The following is a 23840-nucleotide window of genomic DNA, read 5'->3' as shown; positions in this document are numbered from 1 at the left end:
ACGGCCCGGCCGCGCGCGGACCGCCCCGCGCTCAGGCGCTGATCGGCCGCTGCACCCTGATCGACTGGAGCAGCCCGATCGCCACCCAGACGGCGAACATCGACGACCCCCCGTAGGAGACGAAGGGCAGCGGCAGCCCCGCCACCGGCATGATGCCCAGCGTCATCCCGATGTTCTCGAAGGACTGGAAGGCGAACCAGGCGATGATCCCGGCGGCCACGATCGTCCCGTACAGCTCGGTGGTCTCCCGGGCGATCCGGCAGGCGCGCCACAGGACCACCCCGAGCAGCACCAGGATGACCGCCCCGCCGACAAAGCCCAGCTCCTCGCCGGCGACGGTGAAGACGAAGTCCGTCTGCTGCTCGGGCACGAACTGTCCGGTGGTCTGGGAGCCCTTGAAGAGTCCGGTGCCCAGCAGCCCGCCGGAGCCGATGGCGATCCTGGCCTGGTTGGTGTTGTACCCCGCGCCGGTGGGGTCGAGCGCCGGGTTGGCGAAGGCGGCGAAGCGGTTGATCTGGTACTCGTCCAGCAGTCCCAGCACGGCGACCAGGACCGCGCCCACGACACCGCCGCCGATCAGACCGAGGATCCAGCGGTTGGGCGCCCCGGAGGCCATCAGCACCCCGAGCACGATGACGACCATGACCATGACGGAGCCGAGGTCCGGCATCATCATCACGATCGCCATCGGCAGCGCGGCGAGGACCAGGGACTTGGCGACCGTCAGATGCCCCGGGTGCGCCAGATCGCCCGCGTCCACCCGGGCCGCCAGCAGCATCGCCATCACCAGAATGATGGTGATCTTGACGAACTCGGAGGGCTGGATGGAGAAGCCGCCGCCGATCACGATCCAGGCGTGGGCGCCGTTGATGGTCGCCCCGAGCGGGGTGAGCACCAGCAGGATCAGCAGGATCGAGATGCCGTAGAGCACCGGGACCGCGCCGCGCAGGGTGCGGTGGCCGAGCCAGACGGTGGCGACCATCAGCGCGACACCGATCCCGGTGTTGAGCAGATGGCGGAAGAGGAAGTAGTACGGGTCGCCCTGGGTCAGGTCGGTACGGCCCCGGGTCGCCGACCAGACCAGCAGGGCGCCGATGCCGGAGAGGGCGAGGCAGCTGAGCAGCAGCGGCCAGTCGAGACGGCGGACGACGGAGTCCCGGGCGGAGAGCCGGGACCAGACGCCGCCGCGCTGGGGGCCATAGCCGGAGACGGAGAAACCACTGGTGGAGGCCATGGCTCAGTCCCTCTCCGCGGGCGGCGGTCCCGCCAGCTGGTTGGTGCCGGGCCGCTGACCGGTGCCGGGCGTGGTCGTGGCGGCCGGGGGCCGGGTGGTCGCCGCGGGCGGCGGCGCGTTGGGGTCCAGCGGCTTGGGCGGCTGGTACGGCCTGACCTCGGGCGCGTCGATGGAGCCATCGGCCTGGATCTTCGGCAGGGCCTTCTGGGGCGCGGGCAGCAGCGCCCGCTTGAGGTCCTGGCCGCCCTGCTCGTCCAGCCCGTACATCGCCTCGTAGATATTGCGCACGGCCGGTCCGGAGGCGCCGGAGCCGGTGCCGCCCTGGGAGATCGTCATCACGATCGTGTAGTCCCGGGTGTACGAGGCGAACCACGAGGTCGTCTGCTTGCCGTAGACCTCGGCGGTGCCGGTCTTGGCGTGTATCGGGATGCGGTCGTGCGGCCAGCCGCCGAACCGCCAGGCGGCGGAGCCCACGGTGGCCACCCCGGCGAGGGCGGCGTTCATCTGCTTCGCGGTACGGGCGTCCATGGGCAGCTTGCCGTGGGAGGTGGGCTTGATCCGCTCGATCCGCTTGCCGTCGGCGCTGACGATCGCCTTGCCGACGGTGGGGTCGTAGAGGGTGCCGCCGTTGGCGATGGCGGCGTAGACGGTCGCCATCTGGATCGGGGTGACGAGGATGTCGCCCTGGCCGATCGAGTAGTTGACGGCGTCACCTGCCCTTATGCGGTTGCCCTCCAGACAGTTCTCGTACGAGATCTGCTCCACATAGGTGCCGCCCTTCTTGCCCTCCTTGCACCAGGTGTCCTTCAGCTGCTCCCAGTAGCTCTGCTTCCACTCGCGGTCGGGGATGCGGCCGGGGATCTCATTGGGCAGGTCGATCCCGGTGGTGTCGCCGAGGCCGAACTGGTGGGCGGTCCGGTAGAACCAGTCCTTGGGCTTCTTCTTGGGCGTGATGCCGCCGTCCTTGATCCACTCCCGGTGGGCGAGTCCGTAGTAGACGGTGTCGCAGGAGACCTCCAGGGCGCGGCCGAGGCTGATGCTGCCGTAGCCGCGCGACTCGAAGTTCTTGAACTCCCGGCCGCCGAAGGAGAGCGAGGAGGGGCAGGGGTAGGTGCCGTTGAAGGGGTAGCCCGCGTTGACGGCGGCGGTGGAGGAGACCACCTTGAAGATGGAGCCGGGGGCGGCGCCGCTCTGGATGGCCCGGTTGATCAGCGGATAGTTGGACTTCTTGTCGGTGAGGCGCTCGTAGTCCTTGGCGGAGATCCCGCCGACCCAGGCATTGGGGTCATAGGTGGGCAGGGAGGCCATGGAGATGATCCGGCCGGTGTTGTTCTCCATCACGACCACGGCCCCGGCGTCGGCCTTGTAGTTGACGCCGGTGTTGTTCTTGTCCAGCTCCTTGCGGGCGGCCTTCATCGCGCCGTTCAGCTCGTACTCGGCGACGGCCTGCACCCGGGCGTCGATGGAGGTGACCAGATTGGCCCCGGGCCGGGCCCGGTCGCGGTCGGCCTCGCCGATCACCCGGCCGAGGTTGTCCACCTCGTACCGGGTCACCCCGGCCTTGCCGCGCAGCGCCTTGTCGTAGGTGCGCTCCAGGCCGGAGCGGCCGACCTGGTCGGAGCGGAGGAAGGGCGAGTCGGAGTCCTTGGCCTTCTCGATCTCCTCGTCGGTGACGGGCGAGAGATAGCCGAGGACCTGGGCGGTCCTGGCCTTGCCGGGGGCGTTGTAGCGGCGTACGGCGGTGGGTTCGGCGGTGATGCCGGGGAAGTCCTCGGCCCGCTCCCGGATCTGGAGCGCCTGCTGGGTGGTGGCGTCGTCGGTGACCGGGATCGGCTGGTACGGCGAACCGTTCCAGCAGGGCTTGGGGGTCTTGGAGTCACAGAGCCGGACCTTGTCCTGGACCTCCTTGGCGGTGAGGCCGAGGACCTCGGCGAGGCGGCCGAGGACCGCCTTGCCGTCGTCGGGCATCTTCATCAGCTCGGTCCGGGAGGCGGAGACCACCAGCCGGGTCTCGTTGTCGGCGAGGGCCACCCCCCGGGAGTCGAGGATGGCGCCGCGCACGGCGGGCTGGACGACCCGCTGGACGCCGTTGTTCTTCGCCTGGTCGGAGTAGTCCTGGCCATTGCGGATCTGGAGGTACCAGAGCCGGCCGCCCAGGGTGAGCAGCAGGGAGAAGACCAGCACCTGGATGACGACGAGCCGGATCTGGACCCGTGGGGTCCGCCCGGTCTCCGGGATATTGCTCACAGTCGCTTGGCCCCCCTGAGCCGTCCGGCGCGGGCCACCCGGCTGCGGGCGGCCTTCATCCGCATGCCCCCGCGCTGGCTGCCGATGCGCAGGCCCGTGCCGGAGGCCAGCCAGCCGGAGGAGACATCACCGCTCGCGCTGCGGTCCTCGGCGAGCGGGTCGTGGTCGGCGCGCCGGGCCAGTGCCATGAGGAAGGGCACGGTGAACGGCGCGAGCAGCAGATCGTAGACGGCGGCGGTGAAGAGCAGCCCGCCGATGCCGCCGGGGGCGGTGTCCCCGACGAGCGCGCCGACGCCCGCGTAGAGCAGCGTGGAGCCGATGGCGGCGGCGACCACCACCAGCATCGGCACGGTGGCGGACTTCATCCGGCCGTCCTGGGGGCGGGCGAGTCCGACGAGATAGCCGATGACACAGAGGACCAGGGCGTAGCGGCCCACCGCGTGGTCGGCGGGGGGCGCGAGGTCGCTGAGGAGTCCCGCCGCGAAGCCGGTGACGGCGCCGGAGACATGGCCGTAGACCAGGGCGAGCGCGACGACGGTGAGGAGCACCAGATCGGGGACGGCGCCGGGGAGCTGGAGGCGGGCGAGGACGGAGACCTGGACGACGAGTGCGACCACGACCAGGGTCGCGGTGAGGAGCATCCGGTTGAGGCGCATGGCGGATCAGTCCCTAGGTGTTCGGGTCGTCGCCGGGGGCGGTGGGAGGCGCGCTGCCGGCGGGCTCGGGGGTGAGCGCGGGCGCCGGGGAGCCCGCGGGGTCCCGGGCGGTGTCCGGGTCGGCGTCCGGGTCGGCCGGGCCGCCGGTCGCGGCGGGGGCCAGCGGGCTCCTGCCGCCCTGCGGGTCGGTCCCGGTCCCGTCGGTGGCGCCGTCCTGGGCGGTGGCGCCGGGGTCGACCGTGACGGTGACCGTCGGGATGGGCGCGGGCTTGCGCGGCTTGGGCGGCAGCACGGTGTCCCGGGGGTCGGTGCGCGGCGCCTGGACCACCACACCGACGATGTCCAGCTTGCTGAAGCCGGCGTACGGCTCGACATAGATGGTGCGGGTCAGATCGCCGCCGGAGGGGTCGACGCGGACGACCTCGCCGATCGGGACCCCGGGGACGAAGGGCTTGTCCCCGTGGGAGCCGAAGGTGACCACCCGGTCGCCCTTCTTCACCTTGTGCTTGCCGTTGAGCAGCTGGACCGAGAGGGGCCGGTCGCCCTGGCCGTTGGCGAAGCCCAGCTCATCGGATTTCTCCAGCCGGGTGCCGACGGCGAAGTCGGGGTCGATCGCCAGCAGGACGGTCGAGGTGTGGGGGCCGACGGTGGTGACCCGGCCGACCAGACCGTCGCCGTTGAGTACGGTCATGTCCCGCCGGATGCCGTCGCGCGATCCGATGTCGATGGTGACGGTCCAGGAGAAGCCCTGGGCCGCTCCTATGGCGATGACCTGGGCGCCCTTGATGCCGTACTGGCCGGATCCGGCGGTACGGAGGATGGAGTCCAGCTCGCGGGCGCGGCTGCGGTTGCGGTCGTCGCTGCCGAGCCTCGCCTTGAGTTCGGCGTTCTCCCGCTCCAGCACGCTGATGCGGTCATGGCGCTCGTCGGAGTCGCGTACGGCGGAGATGGCGTTGCCGACGGGGTCGACCGCGGTGGCGACACCGTTCTGTACGGGGCCGAAGACGGTGGCGGCGGCCTGCCGGGCGCCGTCGAGCGGTGAGTCCTCACCCCCGCGGATGTCCACCGTGATCAGCGCGAACGCGATGGCGATCAGCAGCACCAGGAGCAGACGGCTCTCTCGTGTGTCCCTCACGTGCGGCGGCCGTGCCTTCCTCGTAGGAATGGAGAAGTCTGTATATCAACGATCTTCCGCAGGGGTCGGCAGGCATCCGTACAGGGGGTGCCCCTGGGGCCGGGGAGCCCGGGGGGCGGTCGCGCCCCCGCCCTTCCTGGCGTTCGTGTCCTGATGCAGTTGTCGCGGCCGGGGTGCGGCGGCGCCGGGAAGGCCGGCGCCGCCGGACGGCCGGGTCGGGTCAGCGGCGCGGCTGGGCGTCCAGCACCTGCTGGAGCGCCTCGAACTCCTCCACGCACTTGCCGGAGCCCAGCGCCACCGAGTCCAGCGGGTCCTCGGCGATATGGATGGGCATCCCGGTCTCGCGCCGCAGCCGCTCGTCCAGACCGCGCAGCAGGGCGCCGCCGCCGGTGAGGACGATGCCCCGGTCCATCACATCGCCGGACAGCTCCGGCGGGCACTTGTCGAGGGTGGTCTTGACGGCGTCGACGATCGAGTTGACCGGCTCCTCGATCGCCTTGCGGACCTCGGCGGCGGAGATGACCACGGTCTTGGGCAGCCCGGAGACCAGGTCACGGCCGCGGATCTCGGTGTGCTCGTCCTGGTCGAGGTCATAGGCGGAACCGATAGTGATCTTGATTTGTTCGGCGGTGCGCTCGCCGAGGAGCAGCGAGTACTCCTTCTTGATGTGCTGGATGATGGCGTTGTCCAGCTCGTCGCCGGCGACCCGGATGGACTGCGCGGTGACGATTCCGCCGAGCGAGATGACGGCCACCTCGGTGGTGCCGCCACCGATGTCGACCACCATATTGCCGGTGGCCTCGTGGACCGGCAGACCCGAGCCGATGGCCGCGGCCATGGGCTCCTCGATGATGTGCACCTGGCGGGCGCCGGCCTGGGTCGAGGCCTCGATCACGGCGCGGCGCTCCACTCCCGTGATGCCCGAGGGCACGCAGACGACCACACGCGGGCGGGCGAGATACCGCCGCTTGTGGATCTTGAGGATGAAGTAGCGCAGCATGCGCTCGGTGATCTCGAAGTCGGCGATGACGCCGTCCTTCAGCGGGCGTACGGCCACGATGTTGCCGGGGGTCCGGCCGATCATCTTCTTCGCCTCGGCACCGACGGCGAGAATCCCGCCGGTGTTGGTGTTGATGGCGACGACGGACGGCTCGTTGAGAACGATTCCCTTGCCCCTGACGTACACCAGCGTGTTGGCGGTCCCGAGGTCGACAGCCATATCACGGCCGATGAACGACATGTTGTTCCCCATGAGGATGCGTCTGGCCTTCCCGAATCGAGCGTTGACAGCTTTTCAGGATGGCGCGGTGGGTGCTGTGGCGTGAGGCTTCCATCGTAATGCCGGTTCTTGGGACACGGCGCGGTGGTCCGCCTCTGTATAGGTGACGAAGTGTTGCCCCGAACCGTTCCCTCATTGCGTTCGCATATACCGAAGGGCGACCGAATTCCTTCGGTCGCCCCAGGTCATGAGCGCTGTTTGGCTGATGACCGGTCAGGAGAGTCCCGGAAAGAAAATCTTCAGTTCCCGAATGGCGGACTCCTCGGAGTCCGACGCGTGGATCAGGTTCTCCCGGACGATGGTGCCGAAATCGCCACGGATGGACCCGGGGACCGCCTTGATGGGGTCGGTGGGACCGGCCAGCTGCCGTACGCCCTCGATGACCCGCTCCCCCTCGACGACCAGCGCGACCACCGGGCCGGAGGACATGAAGGCGACCAGCGGCTCGTAGAAGTCCCGGCCCTTGTGCTCACCGTAGTGCTGCTCCAGGGTCTCCTGGTCCAGGGTCCGCAGCTCCAGCGCGGCGAGGCGCCAGCCCGCCTTGGCCTCGATCCGGCCGATGATCTCGCCGATCAGCCCGCGGCGTACGGCGTCGGGCTTGAGCAGGACGAGGGTGCGCTGGGGCATGGTGGCGGCTCCTTGCAGACACATGGATGCGGTGAGCCGAGGTTACAGGGGCGGTCCGGGGCCCGGACACCCGGGCCTGACGGGCCGTGACCGCCGGTCCGGCCCCCGGCCGAACGGGTGCCGGGCCGGGGCGCGTGGGCCGGAGGTCACGCCGGGGACCGCTCCCGCGACCCCGGAGGTCACGCCGGGGACTGCTCCTGCGCCGCCCGCTCCTCGGCCCAGCGCGCCTTGTTCCGGTCCATCGTGCCGCCGAAGTGCACCGACGCCCACCAGAGCCCGGCGAAGCAGGCCCCCAGGAAGAACATCACCGGCACCACGAACCCGCTCAGCACCAGACCGATCTGGAGCACCCAGCCCAGCTGGATCCCGCCCGGCCGGGAGATCATCCCGCAGAGCAGCACCGACAGGACCATCGCGACCCCGCAGACCGTCCAGACCGTGGCCATGGAGAGATCCGGGTCCTTCATCGCGACCAGACCCGCGAAGCCGATCACAAAGAACTCACCGATCAGCGTGGACGCGCAGAGCGTACGCATACCGTCCCTCAGCCCTTCCCCAGCAGCAGCCGGGCCTCGCCGACCGTGATCACCGAACCGGTCACCAGCACCCCGGCGCCCGCGTACTCGGCCTCCTCCTCCGCGAGGGTGATGGCCGCCTCCAGCGCCTCGTCCAGGCGGGGCTCGACCACCACCCGGTCCTCGCCGAAGACCTCCACGGCGACGGCGGCCAGCGCGTCCGGGTCCATCGCCCGGGGGGTGGAGTTCCGGGTCACCACGATCTCCGCGAAGATCGGCTCGAAGGCCTCCAGCAGCCCCCGTACATCCTTGTCGTCACTGGCGCCGACGACCCCGATCAGCCGGGAGAAGTCGAACGCCTCGGAGACCGCGTCGGCCGTGGCCCGCGCGCCCGCCGGATTGTGCGCGGCGTCCAGCAGCACGGTGGGGCTGCGCCGCACGATCTCCAGCCGGCCCGGCGACGACACCGAGGCGAAGGCGGTACGGACCGTGTCCACATCCAGCGTCCGGGCGTGCTGCGCGCCGACCCCGAAGAACGCCTCGACCGCCGCGAGCGCCACGGCCGCGTTGTGCGCCTGGTGCGCCCCGTACAGCGGAAGGAAGACATTCCCGTACTCGCCGCCGAGCCCGCGCAGGGTCAGCAGCTGGCCGCCGACGGCGACCTCCCGCGAGACGATGCCGAACTCCATGCCCTCCCGGGCGACGGTGGCATCGGTCTCGACGGCCTTCTTCAGCATCACCTGGGCGGCGTCCACCGGCTGCTGCGCCAGGATGACGGTCGCGCCCTCCTTGATGACGCCGGACTTCTCCGTCGCGATCTCGGCGGGGGTGGTGCCGAGCCGGTCGGTGTGGTCCAGATCGATGGGGGTGATCACCGCCACCGAGGCGTCGATGACATTGGTGGCGTCCCAGGTGCCGCCCATGCCGACCTCGACCACCGCGACATCCACCGGCGCGTCGGCGAAGGCCGCGTACGCCATGCCGGTCAGCACCTCGAAGAAGGAGAGCCGGTAGTCGTGGGAGGCGTCCACCATCTCCACATACGGCTTGATGTCCCGGTAGGCGGCGATGAACCGCTCGGGGTCGATCGGGGCGCCGTCCAGGCTGATCCGCTCGGTGATCGACTGGACATGCGGCGAGGTGTAGCGGCCGGTGCGCAGATCGAAGGCGGAGAGCAGTGCCTCGATCATCCGGGCGGTGGAGGTCTTGCCGTTGGTGCCGGTGATGTGGATGGAGGGATAGGCGCGCTGGGGCTCGCCGAGCACATCCACCAGGGCGGCGATCCGGGCGATCGAGGGGTCCAGCTTGGTCTCGCCCCAGCGGTCGGCCAGCTCGGTCTCGACCTCGCGCAGCTCCCGGTCGACCTCGGGGTCGGCGGGTCGGGCGGGGATCGTGTCGGCGCCGGCCGCGCCGGTACGGGCCCGCAGGGTGCGGCTCCCGGCCTCGATCACCGCCAGGTCGGGGTCACGGTCGGTCTCCGTCTCGACGATGTCGTCGAACGGGTCGAACGGGTCGGGCTCCGCGGGATGCTCACTCACGGGGTCCAGTCTAGGGTCCGGGCACCCGCCCGCCGCGCCAGGGCTCACCCGGGGAGGGGTCACGGGGCCCGCGATGCGGTGCCCTCCCCCATCCACCAGCGGCCGGGTTCCGGGCGCAGCCACCCCGCCGGGAGCAGTGCCACCACCTCGTACACCCCGCCCTCGGCGCGGGCGGTCAGGGTGCCGCCCAGCGAACGGACCCGCTCCCGCATGGAGAAGGTGCCGGTGCCGCTGGAGACCGGCTCGGTCGGCGGCGCGGACCGGGGCAGGGCGTTACGGGCGACGATCCGCAGCCGGGAGCCCTCCAGACCGATGGCGACGGTCACCGGCTCACCGGGGGCGTGCTTGGCGGCGTTGGTCAGACACTCCTGGACCACCCGGTAGACCGCCGTCTGACGGAGCGGGGAGAGCCGGGTGGCGTCCGCGCCGACCCGCAGGGTGACCGGGCTGCCCATCCGGCCGCTCTCCTCGGCGAGGGCGGGCAGGCCCTCCAGGCCGGGGGTCGCGGTGCGCTCGTCGGCGCGGTGCACGATGGTGTCGTTGAGCATCAGATGGGCCCGCCGGGCGGTGTCCGCCAGCTCCTCGAAGTCCTTCTCCTGCGGGGTGCCCCGGGCCCGTACCGACAGCACCTCGGCCCGGACGGCGAGCACGGTCAGCTCCCGGCCCACCAGGTCGTGGACATCGCGGGCGACCGAGATGCGCTCGTCCCGGACGGCCTGGAGGGCGGCGGTCTCGGCCCGGCGCGCCTCCAGCTCCCGGACGAGGTCCTGCCGGTTGGCGGCGACCCCGACCCCGGAGGCGAGCACCCCGATCGGGACGACCAGGCTGAGGAAGCCGCTGAAGGAGTCGGCGTGCTGCTCGGGCCAGCCCGGGAGGCTGAAGAGGACGACCGCGACGACGACATAGCCGGCGGTGGAGAGCACCCCGGCCCACCGGCCCCGGAACCGGCCGAGCGAGTAGAGGGCGAACTGGATCAGGGTCAGTTCGTGCAGCCAGGCCAGGAGCAGCAGGGCGACGGCGTACGGCACCCAGGGGGCGCGCCGCCGGATCAGCAGCGAGGCGGCGCCCGCGGTGAGTACCAGGGTGGCGGTGACGCCGGTCAGACGGTTGTCACCGGCGGCGAGGCCCGGTACGTCGAGCACCATCAGGGAGAGCGCGCCGATCGCGGTGATCAGATCGACCGCGCGGGGCGAGGTGGTCCGGCGGTGCGCGTATCTGCGGCTCACCGCGACGAGGCGGCGCCACCCGTACGACGCGGTCGTGACCTGCATGCCCCCATCATCCAGGGCGGTGCGCCACCGCTGTGCCGGGGGTGCGCCTTCGCCGGGGGGCCGCGCGGCGCGGGGGCGGGGGCAGGGGAAAGGGCCGAGGCCCCGGCGGGTGCGCCGGGGCCTCGGAGGGGTGCTGCGGGCAGCGGTCACGCCCCGGGGAGGCGGGAGAGCTGCGCGGTGATCCGGTCGATGTCCTCCCGCGCCCGGTCCAGCCGGGTACGGATCTTGACGACCACCGGCTCGGGGGCCTTGGCGAGGAAGGCCTCGTTGCCCAGCTTGGCCTCGGCCTGCTGGCGCTCCTTCTCCGCCGCCGCGAGGTCCTTCGCCAGGCGCTTGCGCTCGGCGTCGACATCGATGGTGCCGGAGAGGTCGAGGGCGACGGTGGCCCCGGCGACCGGCAGGGTCGCGGTGGCGCTGAAGCCCTCGCCCTCGGGCTGGAGGCGGAGCAGCTGGCGGATGGCGGGCTCGTGCGGGGCGAGCGCGGTGCCGTCCAGGCCGAGCCGGGCGGGGACCTTCTGGCCCGGCTGGAGGCCCTGGTCGCTGCGGAACCGGCGGACCTCGGTGACGACCCGCTGGACCAGCTCGATCTCGCGCTCGGCGGCCTCGTCGCGGAAGCCGCTGTCGGCCGGCCACTCGGCGATGACCAGCGTCTCGCGCCCGGTGAGGGTGGTCCACAGGGTCTCGGTGACGAAGGGGACCACCGGGTGGAGCAGCCGCAGGGTCACGTCCAGGACCTCGCCGAGGACCCGGGCGGAGACCTTGGCCCGCTCGCCGCCCTCGAAGTAGGTGGTCTTCGACAGCTCGACGTACCAGTCGAAGACCTCGTCCCAGGCGAAGTGGTAGAGGGCGTCGGAGACCTTGGCGAACTGGTAGTCGTCGTAGTACGCGTCGACCTCGGCCACGGTCTTGTTCAGCCGGGAGAGGATCCAGCGGTCGGCCGCCGACATCTCCTCGGCCGGGGGCAGCTCGCCCTCGACGGTGGCGCCGTTCATCAGCGCGAAGCGGGTGGCGTTCCAGATCTTGTTGGCGAAGTTACGGGAGGCCTGGACCCAGTCCTCGCCGATCGGCACGTCCGCGCCCGGGTTGGCGCCGCGCGCCAGGGTGAAGCGGACGGCGTCGGAGCCGTAGGCGTCCATCCAGTCCAGGGGGTCCACCGAGTTCGGGTTGGACTTGGACATCTTCTTGCCGTTCTCGTCGCGGACGAGACCGGTGAGGGCGACGGTGTGGAAGGGCGCCTCGCCGTCCATCGCGTAGAGGCCGAACATCATCATCCGGGCGACCCAGAAGAAGATGATGTCGTGGCCGGTGACGAGGACGTCGGTGGCGTAGAACTTCTTGAGGTCCGGGGTCTGCTCGGGCCAGCCGAGGGTGGAGAACGGCCACAGCCCGGAGGAGAACCAGGTGTCGAGGACGTCCTCGTCCTGGGTCCAGCCCTCGCCGGCGGGGGGCTGCTCGTCGGGGCCGACACAGACGACCTCGCCGTTCGGCCCGTACCAGACGGGGATGCGGTGGCCCCACCACAGCTGGCGCGAGATGCACCAGTCGTGCATGTTGTCGACCCAGTCGAAGTAGCGCTTCGACAGGTCGGCGGGGTGGATGGCGACATCGCCGTCGCGGACGGCGTCACCGGCGGCCTTGGCCAGCGGGCCGACCTTGACCCACCACTGGAGCGAGAGCCGGGGCTCGATGGTGGTGTGGCAGCGGGAGCAGTGGCCGACGGAGTGGACGTACGGGCGCTTCTCGGCGACGACCCTGCCCTGCTCGCGCAGGGCCTGGACGATCGCGGAGCGGGCCTCGAAGCGGTCCAGGCCCTGGAAGGGGCCGGGGACGGTGATGACCGCCCGCTCGTCCATGACGGTGAGGGACTCCAGGCCGTGCCGCTGGCCGATGGCGAAGTCGTTCGGGTCGTGGGCGGGGGTCACCTTGACCGCGCCGGTGCCGAACTCGGGGTCGACATGGGTGTCGGCGACGACCGGGATGGTGCGGTCGGTCAGCGGGAGCTTGATCCGCTTGCCGATCAGATGGGCGTAGCGCGGGTCGTCCGGGTGGACGGCGACGGCGGTGTCGCCGAGCATCGTCTCGACCCGGGTGGTGGCCACGACGAGGGTCTCGTCGCCCTCGCCGTACTTCAGCGAGACCAGCTCACCGGCGTCGTCCTGGTACTCGACCTCGATGTCGGAGATCGCGGTGAGACAGCGCGGGCACCAGTTGATGATGCGCTCGGCGCGGTAGATCAGCTCGTCGTCGTAGAGGTTCTTGAAGATCGTCTGGACGGCGCGGGAGAGGCCCTCGTCCATGGTGAAGCGCTCACGGCTCCAGTCGAGCCCGGCGCCGAGCCGGCGGAGCTGGCCGAGGATCCGGCCGCCGTACTCCTCCTTCCACTGCCACACCCGCTCCGTGAACGCCTCACGGCCCAGGTCGTGGCGGGACTTGCCCTCCTCGGCGAGCTGCTGCTCGACCTTGTTCTGGGTGGCGATGCCCGCGTGGTCCATGCCGGGGAGCCAGAGGGTCTCGTACCCCTGCATGCGCTTCCGGCGGGTGAGCGCGTCCATCAGGGTGACCTGGAAGGCGTGTCCCAGGTGGAGGGCTCCGGTGACATTCGGCGGGGGGATGACGATGGTGTACGGCGGCTTGTCGCTCGTGGCGTCCGCCGTGAACCAGCCCCGCTCCACCCAGCGCTCGTACAGCTTCCCCTCTACCTCGGCCGGCGTGTACTGGGTCGGCAGTTCGGGGTTGCTGGCTGGCGTCTGCTGAGTCTTGTCGGTCACACCGCTCATTTTAGAGGTGTCACAGCGGCGTACTGAAACGGGAAAGTTCGGTAACGGTGTGACCCCCACCGCTTCCGGTGCCCGTCCGGTGAGTGAGGATGTTCGAACGACATAAATATCTGGAGGGGAACCCAGAATGAGCCACGACCAGCCGGGCCCGTACGGCGGACCGCCCCAGCAGCCGGGGGCCTATGGTCAGCCCGGTCCCTACGGCCCTCCGGGGCCCTACGGCGGGCAGGGCGAGGGCCAGGCCGGATACGGTCATCCCCACCAGGACGGCCCGGGGTACGGCCATCCGCAGCAGGGTGAGCCGGGTTACGGCCATCCGCAGCAGGGCGGTCCGGGGTACGGCTATCCCCAGCAGGCCCCTCCGGGTGTTCCGCCGCAGGGGACGGAGAACCCGTACGCCCAGCCGGGTCCCTACGACCGGCCGGAGCAGCCGGGTGCCTACGCCCCACCGGAGCAGGGCCCGTACGCCCCGCCGGAGCAGGGTCCGTATGCCCCGCCGCAGCAGCCCGGCCCGTACGGGCAGCCGCAGCCGGGTCCGTACGGGCAGCCGGACGGGCCCGGTGGGTACCCGCCGCCGCAGCAGCCCGGTCAGTGGGGTTCCCCGCAGCAGCCCGGCCAGCCGGGTGCCCCGGTCCACCAGGCCTACCCGGGACAGCCGCCGGTGCCGCCGCGCGGCGGCGGGAAGAAGAAGACCGCGCTGATCATCGGTGCGTCGGTGGTGGCCCTCGCCGTCGTGGCCACCGGTGCCGTACTGCTGCTCGGGAACGGTGACGGGGACGGGGGCGACAGCGGGGTCTCCGCGGCCACCAAGGGGTACAAGCTGACCCCGCCGGCGACCGTGGGGGACTTCAAGCGGGGCGAGCTGCGCTCCGGCGCCACCATGAGCGACGAGGACCGCAAGGAGGCCGAGAAGATCGGCGTCAAGGATCCTCAGGAGGTCCAGGCGGAGTACAAGGCGGGCTCGGACGCGGAGCCGCTGAAGCAGCGCATGATGATGGTGAACGGCGTCTGGGGCGAGATCGGGAACCCGGCCGAGGCGATCGACGCCTACTTCGCCGCCGCCCGTGAGGGCGCCGCCGGCTCGGACGGCAAGACCGAGGTGGAGCTGCTGGGCACCGCGCGGTCGGTCTCCCCGAAGGGTCTCGACGGGGCGCTGATGAAGTGCCAGGAGGCCAAGTTCACCCCGAAGGACGACTCCGGTCCGATGCCGAAGAACTGGCAGGTCCCGATCTGCATCTGGGCCGACCACAGCACCGTGACCGCGGTGATCGGTATCGATGTGGCCAGTGTGCTCGGCGGGGACTCCACCTTCACCGAGGCGAAGGTGGCGGAGCTGGCCACCGAGCTGTACCGGACCGGCCGTACCAAGGTCTGAGAGATCCGGGCGGACCGCCGGTCCTGCCTTGGGTGTTCAGGGGCGCTCCCCGTCGGGGGCGCCCCTTTCCCGTACCGCGACCGGTGGGGTCAGGCGGACTTCTCGTGGCGGCCGTCGTTCTTGACGATCCTCGGCACCAGCGTCGGGTTGACGTTGTTGCGGACCACATCGGCGGTGATGACCACCCGGGCGACGTCCTTGCGGGAGGGGACCTCGTACATCACCGACTGGAGGACCTCCTCCATGATGGCGCGCAGTCCACGCGCCCCGGTGCCGCGCAGGATCGCCTGGTCGGCGATGGCCTCCAGGGCGGGGCGGTCGAAGTCCAGCTCCACACCGTCGAGTTCGAAGAGCCGCTGGTACTGCTTGACCAGGGCGTTGCGCGGCTCGACCAGGATCTTCAGCAGGGCCTCGCGGTCGAGGTTGTGCACGGAGGTGATGACGGGGAGTCGGCCGATGAACTCGGGGATCATCCCGAACTTCACCAGGTCCTCCGGCATGACCTCCTGGAACTGGTCGCTGGCCTCGATCTCGCGCTTGGAGCGGATGGTGGCGCCGAAGCCGATGCCCTTGGCGCCCGCCCGGGACTCGATGATCTTCTCCAGACCGGCGAACGCGCCCCCCACGATGAAGAGCACATTGGTGGTGTCGATCTGGATGAACTCCTGGTGCGGGTGCTTCCGTCCGCCCTGCGGCGGGACGGAGGCGGTGGTGCCCTCCAGGATCTTCAACAGGGCCTGCTGGACGCCCTCGCCGGAGACATCACGGGTGATCGAGGGGTTCTCGCTCTTGCGGGCGACCTTGTCGATCTCATCGATGTAGATGATCCCGGTCTCGGCCTTCTTGACGTCGTAGTCCGCCGCCTGAATCAGCTTCAGCAGGATGTTCTCGACGTCCTCGCCGACATAGCCCGCCTCGGTGAGCGCGGTGGCGTCGGCGATGGCGAAGGGGACGTTCAGCATGCGGGCCAGGGTCTGCGCCAGCAGGGTCTTGCCGGAGCCGGTGGGGCCAAGCAGCAGGATGTTGGACTTCGCCAGCTCGATGGCGTCCTCACGGCCCTGGGCGCCGCCCGTCTCGCCCGCCTGAACCCGTTTGTAGTGGTTGTACACCGCCACGGAGAGAGCTTTCTTCGCGGGCTCCTGCCCGACCACATAGCCCTCGAGGAACTCGTAGATCTCACGGGGCTTGGGCAGTTCCTCCCAGCGCACCTCGGAGGACTCGGCCAGCTCCTCCTCGATGATCTCGTTGCAGAGATCGATGCACTCGTCGCAGATGTACACACCGGGACCTGCGATGAGCTTCTTCACCTGCTTCTGGCTCTTTCCGCAGAACGAGCACTTGAGCAGGTCGCCGCCATCACCGATGCGTGCCACGAGGTGCTTCCCCTTCGCCTGGGAGCGGCTTGGTGCAGCCGACTCCTGGTGCCTCATATCCGACGGTACCTTGCCGGGGCCCATGTTCGGGCCCCCCTTGGCACGGTTCACAAGGTCGTGATCCGCGCCAAGGGCCGCGCGCCGGTCAGACGGTGACCGTGGTCTTGCGGGTGGAGACGATCTGGTCGATCAGACCGTACGCCAGCGCGTCCTCGGCGGTGAGGATCTTGTCGCGCTCGATGTCGTCACGGACCTTCTCGATCGGCGTGGTGGAGTGCTTCGCCAGCATCTCCTCCAGCTGCACCCGCATCCGCAGGATCTCATTGGCCGCGATCTCCAGGTCGGAGAGCTGCTCACGGCCGGTCTGCGAGGACGGCTGGTGGATCAGGACACGGGCGTTCGGCAGCGCCATGCGCTTGCCGGGGGTACCCGCGGCGAGCAGGATCGCGGCGGCCGAGGCGGCCTGACCCATGCAGACCGTCTGGATGTCCGGCTTGACGAACTGCATCGTGTCGTAGATCGCCGTCAGCGCGGTGAAGGAGCCGCCGGGGCTGTTGATGTAGATGGAGATGTCCCGGTCCGGGTCCATCGACTCCAGGCACAGCAGCTGCGCCATGACGTCGTTGGCGGACGCATCGTCGATCTGCACCCCGAGGAAGATCACGCGCTCCTCGAAGAGCTTCGCGTACGGGTCGTACTCGCGCACACCCTGCGAGGTGCGCTCGACGAAGCGGGGGACGACATAGCGGTTGTCCAGCTGCGGGCCGGTGTAGAGACCGCTCGCGGAAAAGTTGCTCATGGTGGTGTTCTCACGTCCCTGGTGACGTTCCGCCCGGCGCCCGGGGGCGCCCGGCGGAGCTGGGCTGGCTGGAGGTCTGGGGTACGGCACCGGGCCGGGGACCGGGCTCAGGCGCCGGTGCCGCCGCCGCCCGGCACGCCCGAGGCGGCGGTGATGATCTCGTCGATCAGGCCGTAGTCCCGGGCCTCCTCGGCGGTGAACCAGCGGTCGCGGTCGCCGTCGCGGATGATCGCCTCGACGGTCTGGCCGGAGTGCCGGGCGGTGATCTCCGCCATGCGCTGCTTGGTGCGCAGCAGGTACTCGGCCTGGATCTTGATGTCGGAGGCGGTGCCGCCGAGGCCGGCCGAGCCCTGGTGCATCAGGATGTCGGTGTGCGGCAGCGCGAAGCGCTTGCCGGGGGTGCCACCGGTGAGCAGGAACTGGCCCATCGAGGCGGCCATGCCCATACCGATGGTGACCACGTCGTTCGGGATGTACTGCATGGTGTCGTAGACCGCCATGCCGGCCGTCACCGAGCCGCCGGGGCTGTTGATGTACAGGAAGATGTCCTTCTCCGGGTCGGCGGCGAGAAGCAGCATCTGCGCGGTGATCTTGTTGGCGATGTCGTCGTCGACCTGCTGACCGAGGAAGATGATGCGCTCGCCGAGCAGCCGGCTGTAGACCTGGTCACCGAGGCCACCCAGGGACGGCTCTCCGGCGGCGTAAGGCTTCGGAATCGTCACGTAGTCCACCTGCTCGTCTCTGACGGCCTTGCCTGCCGTCGTCAGCGTCTGTGTCGCCGGGGCTGTCTGCTCCCCGGGGCTGGGGCCGGGTACTCCCCTGCCCTCGTATCCATGGACCCTAACGCGCAGGTGGGACAACGCCATCCCGGTTCCCGAACTGTTCGCTCGGAGCGCAAGGTGGTCGGGGCAGGGTTGAAGCCGCCGTCCGGGCGGTGCCCCGGGCCCGGAAGGGCCCCGGGGCGGGGTGCCGGGCGGGGTACGGGACAGGGCCCGGACGCGTGTGGCGTCCGGGCCCTGTGCACACGGTGGTGCGAGCGGTGCCGGGCCGGGGCGGGCCCGGCTCCGGCGGCGGAGGGTCGGACCCTCCGCGGCGGGAGGATCAGGCCTCCGCCTTCTCCTCGCCCTTGGCCTCGTCGCCGTCGACAACGGCCTCGACCGTCTCGGCGGCGGTCTCGGTCTCGTCCTCGTCGTCCGACATGTCGACGATCTCACCGTCGGTGTCGACCACCTTGGCGGACTCGACGACCTTGGCCAGCGCCTTGCCGCGGGCGACCTCGCCCACGAGGACCTGGACCTGGTTGCCCTCGACGACGGCCTTGGCGAACTGGTCGGGGCTCATGCCGGAGGAGGCGGCACGGCGCATCAGGTGCTCCGTCAGCTCTTCCTGGTTGACGCTGAGCTTCTCGCGGGAGACCAGCGCGTCCAGGATGAACTGGGTCTTGATGCCCTTGACCGCGGCTTCCTTGGTCTCGGCGACGAACTCCTCCTCGGTCTTGCCCTGGATCTCCAGGTACTTCGCGAGGTCGAGGCCCATCTGGCCGAGCTGGTGGTGCTCCAGGTTGTGCTTGCGGGTGTTGATCTCGTCCTCGAGCAGCTTCTCGGGCATCGGGACGTCGACCAGCTTCAGCAGCTCCTCCAGCACCCGCTCCTGCGCCTGGGTGGCCTGGTCGTACTGCTTCATGTCGGCGAGGCGCTTGCGGCTGTCGGCCTTCAGCTCCTCCAGCGTGTCGAACTCGCTCGCGAGCTGCGCGAACTCGTCGTCCAGCTCGGGAAGCTCACGCTGGGCGACCGTGGTGACCTTCACGGTGACCTCGGCTTCCTTGCCCGTGGCGGAGCCGCCCTTCAGCTCGGAGGTGAAGGTGGCCTCGCCACCGGCCTCCAGGCCGGTCACGGCCTCGTCGATGCCGTCCAGCAGCTCGCCGGAGCCGATGGTGTAGCTGACGCCCTCGGCGACACCGTCCGCGAGGACCTCGCCGTCGACCTTGGCCTCCAGGTCCACGGTGACCACGTCACCGTCCTGGGCGGCGCGCTCGACCGGGGCGGTGGAGGCGAAGCGCTCGCGCAGCTCCTGCACGGCCTTCTCGACATCCTCGTCGCCGACCTCGATGGCGTCCACGGTGACCTCGATGCCGGAGTAGTCCGGGATCTCGATCTCGGGACGCACGTCGACCTCGGCGGTGAAGTTCAGCGTCTCGCCGTCCTTCAGCTCCGTGATGTCGACCTCGGGCTGGCCCAGCGGGTCGATGTCGGCCTCGTTGACCGCGGCGGTGTAGAACTTCGGAAGGGCGTCGTTGACGGCCTCCTCCAGCACTGCGCCACGGCCGAACCGCTGGTCGATGACCCGGGCCGGGATCTTGCCCTTGCGGAAGCCCTTCACCGTGACCTGCTGGTTGATCTTCTTGTACGCCGCGTCGAGGCTGTCCTTGAGCTCCTCGAAGGGCACCTCGACAGTGAGCCGAACCCGGGTCGGGTTCAGGGTCTCCACGGCGCTCTTCACGGTTCGGTCTCCTTGTGGCTGATTCTGGGGTTCCGCCGTGGCCACCGCGGCTGCGGCGGTACGGCTGGCCGGGCCCGGTCGTCGTCGCGGTCGTCCCACTCGGTCGGACGGACGCCTCGCCGGACACGCGGGCACGTAGTTTGCATAGTAGCCGCACGCGGAAGCCGCCCCACAATGCGATCTTGAGAGGGGGCGACGCTGATGTTGGTCGGGGTGGCCGGATTCGAACCGACGACCTTCCGCTCCCAAAGCGGACGCGCTACCAAGCTGCGCCACACCCCGTCGGTGCGAGACGTAGGGTACATGTTCACAGCGGCCCCGTCGGCCCGATTTACGGGCGACCGGGCACGGAGTGCCGTGCCGACCCGGGGAGCGGGGCGGCGGCGGCACGGAGGGGGTGTGCGGTACGCGGCCGTGACCCGCTACGATGCTCCTCGTACCGCGGTCGGCCGGGCCGGTTCACTCGATCTCTTCGAATGCGCCTGCCGCCTGGTCCGGGGCGCGGTGCGACAACAGTGCGGGCGTAGCTCAATGGTAGAGCCCTAGTCTTCCAAACTAGCTACGCGGGTTCGATTCCCGTCGCCCGCTCGTGGAGACCGAAGGCCCGGTCGGGAAACCGATCGGGCCTTCGGCGTTCCCGGAGCCGTCCGGGGAGACGGCGGGCGGGCCCGTGACCGCTCGGGCAGGCACCCCGGCACCCGGGGCGCGTTCGCCCGAACCGGCCCGCACCCGAACCGGCCCGCGGGAAGCCGCCCGTTCAGAAGCTGATGTCGTTGATCGCCTGCGCTATCGAGTCCAGCGCCTGCTCGATCTCGGGGGCCAGCCCGGACGAGGCGAGGAAGAAGCCGAAGAGTATCGGGACGATCGACGGACCGCCCTTGAGCTGACCCGAGCGGATCATGATCACAAAGATGATCCCCAGGAGCAGCACGGCAGAGACTGAAATGGCCACAATCGATCACACTCTCGCTCGGTTTCCCCACCGGCGAGGTCCGCACTCGCGAACATCCCCCGCCTCCGCAGCAATCGTGCCACCGACAGCGGCCGCTCATTCCTGGTCCGGCAAACCATCAGGGGCGGAATCACGCCATCCGCGGAACACGGCCCGCCACCGGCCGTCCCGTACGGGTGTTTCCGCCCGCCGCACCCCGGTTCCGGCACCGCCGCCGGGGCCCGGCCGGCCGGTGCGGCGCCCCGGGTCAGCAGGGGCTCCGCACCACGGGGAATTGCCCCGCCGAATTCCACTCAGGGAGCCTCCGGGCGGGCTGCGGCCGGGCCCGGCGAATTAGACCTGTGTCACACAGCAATTTCACAGGAAGCCAGACCCGTATTGATATGCCCCATTTAAGGGGGATTAATTGGGGCATAGGAGACAGTTCACTCTGGTGGGCATTCTGCCGTGGATTCGCTGTCGGGGGTTTTACGCATTCGTCCGGCCCGACTATGGTGCCTCGAATGTTCCCCGCTCCGCTTGGAAATCGCAGGGCTCCGGGACCCAAGGCCCGGGAGCCCGCCACCGCCCCTGCCACCCTTACCCGAAACCGGCCGACCCTCCCCACCGCGCCGGCCCGGCACGACCGTGACCCGTTCTTCGACAACGCGAAGTATCTGGCGATCGTCCTGGTCGCCATCGCCCACGCCTGGGAACCGGTCATGGACGACAACCGCGTCGTCCGCACCCTCTACCTGGTCGTCTACACCTTCCACATGCCGGCGTTCATCGTCATCTCCGGTTACTTCTCACGGAGTTGGTCCGGGCGCCCGCAGCAGCTCAGACGGCTGGTCACCACGGTCGCCGTGCCCTATGTGGTCTTCGAGACGGTCTACTCGCTGTTCAAGAAGTTTGCCGGTGGCGATCCCGGGCATCCGATCAGTCTGCTGGACCCCTTCTACCTCACCTGGTTCCTCGGCGCGCTCTTCATCTGGAGGCTGCTCACCCCCCTGATGCGGCAGATCCGCCATCCCCTGACGGTGGCCTTCGTCATCGCCGCGCTGGCCTCGGTCACCCCCGGCATCGGGGAGGACCTGAACCTCCAGCGGGTGCTCCAGTTCATGCCGTTCTTCGTCCTCGGCCTGGTCCTGCGGCCCGAGCACTTCCGGCTGCTGCGCCGCCGGGAGGCCCGGGTGCTGGCGGTCCCGGTCTTCGGAGTGGCGCTGGGCATCGCCTACTGGGTGGCGCCCCTGATCACCCTGGACTGGCTGTACCGCAACTCCAGCTCCCAGGAGCTGGACATGCCCTGGTGGAGCGGGCTGCTCGCGACGGCGGTGCTCTTTGTCGCCGGTACGGTGCTGACCGCCGCGTTCCTCGCCTGGGTACCGCGCCGGCGTACCTGGTTCACGATGCTCGGCCTCGGCACCATCGCCGGCTATCTGCTGCACGGACTGCCGCTGAAGACCGCCGAGTACACCGGGCTCTTCACGGCGAACGACTGGCCGCACGAGCCCGCCGGGGTGGTACTGCTCACCCTGGCCATGGGGGCCCTGGTCACCCTGATGTGCACCCCGCCGGTCCACCGGGCGCTGCGCTGGGCCACCGAGCCCGAGCTGCGCTGGTTCTTCCGCGCGGACACCGATGCCCAGGGCGGGAGCGGCGCTCCGGCCAACGCGGGCGACGGGGGCGGCGTTCCCGCACGGGGCCGTGAGGGCGGTGTGCCGACCCAGGGCAGGGGGCCGGACGCCACCCGGGTTCCGGACACCGGACGGGGAGCCGATGCCGGACGAGGGGCGGGGGCTAGCCGGGTCCCAGCAGCTCCCGGGTCCTCGCGTACTTCTCGATGAGCCGGTCCCGGGTCGGCTCGTCCAGCGCGGCGAGCCGGGCCGGGTCGGTATTGCTGGCCAGATCGGCCTCCTTCACCAGCAGCGCGCCCGGGGTGGTCCGGATCCGCCGGACATAGGACTCCAGCTCCTCGTCCTCGCCCCGGGTGAGGGCGAGGACCATGTCCTTGACCGACTGCGGCAGATCGGCCGTCTGGAGCCACTCCAGCGACAGCCGGTGGTCCTCCACCGCGTCGTGCAGCCAGCCCGCCGCGATCTGTTCGGCGCTGCCGCCCCGGGAGCGCACCCCCTCGGCCACGGCGGCGAGATGCTCCGCGTACGGCCGTCCGGCCTTGTCGGTCTGGCCGGAGTGGGCCTGCCGGGCGACGGCCTCGACCTCCGCGAGACTCCATGCGTGTGACATGCCTCCGACTGTACGACCGGCCGGTGCGCGCCGCCGGTCGCCCCTCCGGGTGATGGGCCGGCCCCGCCGGTGACCGGCCGCCCCTCCCGGTGCCGGGCCGGTCCTCCCCGTGACGGGCCGGCGGCCTCAGCGGGCGGTCCGGGCGGCGGAGCGGAGCGGGAGCAGTACGGCGGTGACCCCGAGCAGGGCGGTGATCGCGCCGACGGCCAGCACCAGGGTGCCCGCGGGGGCGCCGGACATGGCCCAGCCGTTGCCGACGAACAGCGCCGCTCCGGCCACTCCGGACAGGACAGCCCGGCCCCGCAGCCCGGCGCGGGCGGCCCGCCGGGCGAGCACCCAGTGGGCGGCGATCAGCGAGGTGAAGGTGAGCGTCCCGGCCGCCATATGACCGATCCCGGCCGCCGAGAGGGTGGCGGGCGGCCCGTCCGGGGTGCCGACGGGGAAGCCGTCGGCCGGATCCATGACGAGTACCCCGGCCGCGATCATCCCCACCCCGGCGAGCAGCAGCAGCCGGGGCGCCCAGCGGCCCGTACCGGCATCGCGGCGCAGCCCCAGGCCGCCCGCGGCCAGCAGCGCGCCGGTGAGCAGGAAGGTGGCGATCTGGATCCAGCCCAGCTCCCCGTTGCTCAGGGCGCTCAGCGGGTGGCGGGTGATGTCGAAGCCGTCGCGGAGCACCACCTGGGAGAGGGCGGCCACGGTCCAGAGCGGGGCGGCGGCGGCACCGGCGGTGAGCAGGGCGCGGGTGCTCCGGGTACGGGCACCGGGGGAGGCCGCGGTACGGGGAGCGGTGACGGTGCGGGCGGCGGTGGCGGGGAGGGTGGGCGTGGTCATGGCGGTGTCTGCCTCTCGGTGGTCCGGGTGGTGGGCCCCGCTTCGGGGTTCCTGCCCTCACGTCGCCCGGCCCATGTGACAGGGAACGGCCGCATTCCCTGTCACATAGTCTGTTCGACGTGGAGGCAGAGGAACGAGCACCGGGACCACCCGGGGCCACCGAGAAGGAGCACACCGTGCGCTATCTGATGACCACCCTGAACACCACCACCAGCTGCGCCCCCGACGAGCGGCTCCTCGCGGAGATGGGGGCCTTCGTGGAGGAGCTGACCGCCTCCGGAGCGCTGCTGGCCACCGGCGGGCTCGCCCCGATGGGCACCCGTCTGATCTCCGAGGGCGACACGATCACCGTCACGGACGGGCCCTTCACCGAGGCGAAGGAGGCCATCGTGGGCTTCGCCCTGGTGGAGGTCGGCTCCGAGGAGGAGGCGGTCGAGCTGGGCCGCCGCTTCCGCCGGATAGCGGGCGACGGCGAGAGCCGGATCCAGCAGGTCTTCGGGCCGTGA

Annotated in this window: 20 protein-coding genes and 2 tRNA genes; 4 read left to right on the top strand and 18 right to left on the bottom strand. The window is 70.6% G+C overall.

Annotated features, from left to right (window positions below):
* Positions 1-31 precede the first annotated feature (31 nt).
* The 10 genes from rodA to ABT354_RS04240 all read right to left on the bottom strand — a co-directional run bounded on the left by rodA (position 32) and on the right by ABT354_RS04240 (position 13270).
* Positions 32-1234 (bottom strand): rod shape-determining protein RodA, encoded by a 1203-nt coding sequence (gene rodA, locus ABT354_RS04285; RefSeq protein ID WP_351488765.1) that lies wholly within the window; start codon positions 1232-1234, stop codon positions 32-34.
* Between the two features lie 3 nt (positions 1235-1237).
* Positions 1238-3481 (bottom strand): penicillin-binding protein 2, encoded by a 2244-nt coding sequence (gene mrdA / locus ABT354_RS04280; protein WP_351488763.1) that lies wholly within the window; start codon positions 3479-3481, stop codon positions 1238-1240.
* Positions 3478-4137, bottom strand: coding sequence for a rod shape-determining protein MreD (gene mreD, locus ABT354_RS04275; RefSeq protein WP_351488760.1), 660 nt, complete (start codon positions 4135-4137; stop codon positions 3478-3480). Before mreD ends, mrdA begins: the two co-directional genes overlap by 4 nt.
* Positions 4138-4150: 13 nt before the next feature.
* On the bottom strand, positions 4151-5272 hold the full coding sequence (gene mreC, locus ABT354_RS04270; RefSeq protein WP_351488757.1) for a rod shape-determining protein MreC: 1122 nt from the start codon (positions 5270-5272) through the stop codon (positions 4151-4153).
* Positions 5273-5492: 220 nt separating this feature from the next.
* The gene (locus ABT354_RS04265; RefSeq protein WP_351489184.1) at positions 5493-6512 is read right to left on the bottom strand and encodes a rod shape-determining protein; all 1020 of its coding nucleotides are present in this window, start codon (positions 6510-6512) and stop codon (positions 5493-5495) included.
* A 252-nt stretch (positions 6513-6764) separates the two neighbouring features.
* A complete protein-coding gene (gene ndk, locus ABT354_RS04260) occupies positions 6765-7178 on the bottom strand; it encodes a nucleoside-diphosphate kinase (RefSeq protein WP_351488755.1) in 414 nt (137 codons plus the stop codon).
* 179 nt (positions 7179-7357) lie between these two features.
* Entirely contained in the window at positions 7358-7714 is a 357-nt protein-coding gene (locus ABT354_RS04255) for a DUF4233 domain-containing protein (protein ID WP_351488752.1), read from the bottom strand.
* An 8-nt stretch (positions 7715-7722) separates the two neighbouring features.
* A complete protein-coding gene (gene folC, locus ABT354_RS04250; protein WP_351488749.1) occupies positions 7723-9231 on the bottom strand; it encodes a bifunctional tetrahydrofolate synthase/dihydrofolate synthase in 1509 nt (502 codons plus the stop codon).
* A gap of 59 nt (positions 9232-9290) precedes the next feature.
* Positions 9291-10502, bottom strand: a complete 1212-nt coding sequence (locus ABT354_RS04245; protein ID WP_351488747.1) for a sensor histidine kinase — start codon at positions 10500-10502, stop codon at positions 9291-9293.
* A gap of 146 nt (positions 10503-10648) precedes the next feature.
* Positions 10649-13270 (bottom strand): valine--tRNA ligase, encoded by a 2622-nt coding sequence (locus ABT354_RS04240; protein ID WP_351488745.1) that lies wholly within the window; start codon positions 13268-13270, stop codon positions 10649-10651.
* Between the two features lie 136 nt (positions 13271-13406).
* On the opposite strand from ABT354_RS04240, the gene ABT354_RS04235 reads away from it, so the two are divergent.
* Positions 13407-14654 (top strand): chromosomal replication initiator protein DnaA, encoded by a 1248-nt coding sequence (locus ABT354_RS04235; RefSeq protein WP_351488742.1) that lies wholly within the window; start codon positions 13407-13409, stop codon positions 14652-14654.
* 89 nt (positions 14655-14743) lie between these two features.
* Here the strand turns inward: ABT354_RS04235 and clpX are convergent, their stop codons facing one another.
* The 5 genes from clpX to ABT354_RS04210 form a co-directional block, all read right to left on the bottom strand.
* Positions 14744-16027, bottom strand: a complete 1284-nt coding sequence (clpX, locus tag ABT354_RS04230) for an ATP-dependent Clp protease ATP-binding subunit ClpX (RefSeq protein ID WP_003957582.1) — start codon at positions 16025-16027, stop codon at positions 14744-14746.
* Positions 16028-16172: 145 nt separating this feature from the next.
* The gene (locus ABT354_RS04225) at positions 16173-16826 is read right to left on the bottom strand and encodes an ATP-dependent Clp protease proteolytic subunit (protein WP_351488738.1); all 654 of its coding nucleotides are present in this window, start codon (positions 16824-16826) and stop codon (positions 16173-16175) included.
* Between the two features lie 107 nt (positions 16827-16933).
* Positions 16934-17548 carry an ATP-dependent Clp protease proteolytic subunit gene (locus tag ABT354_RS04220; protein ID WP_351488735.1) on the bottom strand — a complete coding sequence of 205 codons (615 nt, stop codon included), beginning with the start codon at positions 17546-17548 and terminating at the stop codon, positions 16934-16936.
* Positions 17549-17927: 379 nt separating this feature from the next.
* Positions 17928-19325 carry a trigger factor gene (gene tig, locus ABT354_RS04215; protein ID WP_351488733.1) on the bottom strand — a complete coding sequence of 466 codons (1398 nt, stop codon included), beginning with the start codon at positions 19323-19325 and terminating at the stop codon, positions 17928-17930.
* 205 nt (positions 19326-19530) lie between these two features.
* Positions 19531-19607 (bottom strand) — tRNA-Pro (locus tag ABT354_RS04210).
* A gap of 235 nt (positions 19608-19842) precedes the next feature.
* Here ABT354_RS04210 and ABT354_RS04205 point away from each other — a divergent pair.
* Positions 19843-19913: transfer RNA gene (locus ABT354_RS04205), tRNA-Gly, on the top strand.
* Positions 19914-20082: 169 nt separating this feature from the next.
* Here the strand turns inward: ABT354_RS04205 and ABT354_RS04200 are convergent.
* A complete protein-coding gene (locus ABT354_RS04200) occupies positions 20083-20277 on the bottom strand; it encodes a hypothetical protein (RefSeq protein ID WP_351488730.1) in 195 nt (64 codons plus the stop codon).
* Between the two features lie 503 nt (positions 20278-20780).
* On the opposite strand from ABT354_RS04200, the gene ABT354_RS04195 reads away from it, so the two are divergent.
* Positions 20781-22103: an acyltransferase family protein gene (locus ABT354_RS04195; protein ID WP_351488727.1), complete on the top strand. Its 1323-nt coding sequence runs from the start codon at positions 20781-20783 to the stop codon at positions 22101-22103.
* Here ABT354_RS04195 and ABT354_RS04190 read toward each other — a convergent pair.
* Together ABT354_RS04190 and ABT354_RS04185 are read right to left on the bottom strand one after the other, a co-directional pair.
* Complete coding sequence (locus ABT354_RS04190; protein WP_351488724.1) at positions 22057-22503, bottom strand: HD domain-containing protein; 447 nt, start codon at positions 22501-22503, stop codon at positions 22057-22059. The two genes, ABT354_RS04195 and ABT354_RS04190, sit on opposite strands and share 47 nt — an antisense overlap.
* Before the next feature lie 126 nt (positions 22504-22629).
* Positions 22630-23334 carry a DUF998 domain-containing protein gene (locus tag ABT354_RS04185; RefSeq protein WP_351488723.1) on the bottom strand — a complete coding sequence of 235 codons (705 nt, stop codon included), beginning with the start codon at positions 23332-23334 and terminating at the stop codon, positions 22630-22632.
* A gap of 119 nt (positions 23335-23453) precedes the next feature.
* Here ABT354_RS04185 and ABT354_RS04180 point away from each other — a divergent pair, with 119 nt between their 5' ends.
* Positions 23454-23840, top strand: a complete 387-nt coding sequence (locus ABT354_RS04180) for a YciI family protein (protein ID WP_502983315.1) — start codon at positions 23454-23456, stop codon at positions 23838-23840.

It is taken from the genome of Streptomyces sp. NPDC000594 (assembly GCF_040299965.1).
In the GTDB taxonomy this organism is placed as follows: domain Bacteria; phylum Actinomycetota; class Actinomycetes; order Streptomycetales; family Streptomycetaceae; genus Streptomyces.
This window is presented reverse-complemented; position numbering and strand designations above follow the sequence as displayed.

What these genes read in the sequence shown, in the direction of transcription:
- rodA (WP_351488765.1), bottom strand. Translation starts at nt 1,234, where the DNA reads ATGGCCTCCACCAGTGGTTTCTCCGTCTCCGGCTATGGCCCCCAGCGC.
- mreD (WP_351488760.1), bottom strand. Translation starts at nt 4,137, where the DNA reads ATGCGCCTCAACCGGATGCTCCTCACCGCGACCCTGGTCGTGGTCGCA.
- ABT354_RS04265 (WP_351489184.1), bottom strand. Translation starts at nt 6,512, where the DNA reads ATGTCGTTCATCGGCCGTGATATGGCTGTCGACCTCGGGACCGCCAAC.
- ndk (WP_351488755.1), bottom strand. Translation starts at nt 7,178, where the DNA reads ATGCCCCAGCGCACCCTCGTCCTGCTCAAGCCCGACGCCGTACGCCGC.
- ABT354_RS04255 (WP_351488752.1), bottom strand. Translation starts at nt 7,714, where the DNA reads ATGCGTACGCTCTGCGCGTCCACGCTGATCGGTGAGTTCTTTGTGATC.
- ABT354_RS04245 (WP_351488747.1), bottom strand. Translation starts at nt 10,502, where the DNA reads ATGCAGGTCACGACCGCGTCGTACGGGTGGCGCCGCCTCGTCGCGGTG.
- ABT354_RS04235 (WP_351488742.1), top strand. Translation starts at nt 13,407, where the DNA reads ATGAGCCACGACCAGCCGGGCCCGTACGGCGGACCGCCCCAGCAGCCG.
- ABT354_RS04225 (WP_351488738.1), bottom strand. Translation starts at nt 16,826, where the DNA reads ATGAGCAACTTTTCCGCGAGCGGTCTCTACACCGGCCCGCAGCTGGAC.
- ABT354_RS04195 (WP_351488727.1), top strand. Translation starts at nt 20,781, where the DNA reads ATGTTCCCCGCTCCGCTTGGAAATCGCAGGGCTCCGGGACCCAAGGCC.
- ABT354_RS04190 (WP_351488724.1), bottom strand. Translation starts at nt 22,503, where the DNA reads ATGTCACACGCATGGAGTCTCGCGGAGGTCGAGGCCGTCGCCCGGCAG.
- ABT354_RS04185 (WP_351488723.1), bottom strand. Translation starts at nt 23,334, where the DNA reads ATGACCACGCCCACCCTCCCCGCCACCGCCGCCCGCACCGTCACCGCT.